The organism is uncultured Campylobacter sp., assembly GCF_938031315.1.
Classification (GTDB): Bacteria; Campylobacterota; Campylobacteria; order Campylobacterales; family Campylobacteraceae; genus Campylobacter_B.
The window spans coordinates 1-1,368 of the sequence record NZ_CALHHT010000231.1 but is presented as its reverse complement, the minus strand read 5'-3'; the positions used below and the strand labels follow the sequence as shown (position 1 = coordinate 1,368).

General features: G+C 50.7%; 2 protein-coding genes. One reads left to right on the top strand and one right to left on the bottom strand.

What is annotated here, in order from left to right:
• Nucleotides 1–559 (bottom strand): bifunctional 2-polyprenyl-6-hydroxyphenol methylase/3-demethylubiquinol 3-O-methyltransferase UbiG (locus Q0236_RS05870; RefSeq protein WP_297915997.1); only part of this gene is annotated, 559 nt, incomplete at its 3' end.
• A gap of 99 nt (nucleotides 560–658) precedes the next feature.
• Between Q0236_RS05870 and Q0236_RS05865 the strand changes: the two genes are divergently transcribed.
• On the top strand, nucleotides 659–1,368 hold a 710-nt coding region (locus Q0236_RS05865; protein WP_297915995.1), incomplete at its 3' end, for an ABC transporter ATP-binding protein.

The window sequence follows — 1,368 nt, the reverse complement described above, 5'->3', positions numbered from 1 at the left end:
CCAAAAACGCTTCAAAATCCTCCGTGCTTTTTAGCGCGGGGCTCATCGTAAGAAACGCGATGTCAAAAACTGCGGGAATTTTAAAATTTTCGCTCCCTCGGTTTTTGCTCGCAGCGTCTTTTAAATTTAAAGCCCGGGCTTCTTGGGCTTGCAGGTTTGAAATTTCGCTTTGCGAGCGCGGATAAATTTTAAAATTTTCGCTCGCCGCGTCTGCAAAGCCGCCTGAGCTCAGCCGCTCGCAAAACTCCGCAAAGCTTAAATTTAATACGTTTTGCAAGCTGATGCCAAACTCCTCCGCGCTGCGCCTTAGCTCGCGCAGCATCCCCTCCGAGCTATCGATCGCCGTGACCTTGGCGCCCAGCGACGCGAGATAAAGCGAGTAAACCCCCGTGCCGGCGCCCACGTCGAGCACGCTTTTGCCAGCAAAGCTCACGCCCCAGCCGCGCAGTATCTCAAACACCCGCTTGCCGAAACTGCCCGGCTCGCCGCTAAATTTAGCGTAACTTTCGGACTTTTTATCCCAGCTATTTTCATCTGATTTTTCGCCGATTTTCTCCACCGCTCGCCTTTAAATTTTTTGTAATAATAGCAAAATTTGGCAATTTTTCCGAATTTGGGCTATAATAAATGCTTTCAAAATCTAGGCGAAAGGGCGTTCATGGCGGACGTGACGATAAGAAATTTAAACTTTGCTTACGAAAAACGCGAAATTTTAAAAGATATAAACCTAAGCTACGAGCTGCGCGATTTTTTAGCGATTTTCGGGCCCAACGGCGGCGGCAAAAGCACCCTTATAAAGCTGCTTTTAGGACTGCTGCAACCAAGCTCGGGCGCGATCGAAATTTTAGGTAGATCGCCCGCGCTTGCCAGGGCGCAAATGGGCTACGTGCCGCAGTTCATCGCGATAAACAAAAGCTTTCCCATAAGCGTGCTCGAAGTCGTTTTAATGGGGCTGATAGATAAGAAAATTTTCGGCTTTTACAGTAAATCCGAGCGCGAGCAAGCCATGCAAGCCTTGGAGCGCGTAGGCATGCAAGACCTTGCAGACTGCCGTATCAGCGAGCTTAGCGGCGGGCAGAGACAGCGCGTTTACATCGCGCGGGCGCTGTGCGCGAAGGCTAAAATTTTACTTCTTGATGAGCCGCTAGCGAGCATCGATACGATGGGGCAGGTTCAAATTTACGAGCTTTTAAAATCCCTAAACGAGAGCGGCTGCGGCATAATTCTAATCAGCCACGATGTGCAGCTCGCGCTAAACTACGCAAACCGCGCGCTTTACGTCGCAAACGGCTCGGCGCACACCCACGAGATCAATCCGGGAGGCAGGACGGAATTTTTAGATCACCTGCGACGCGAGCATGGGCACTT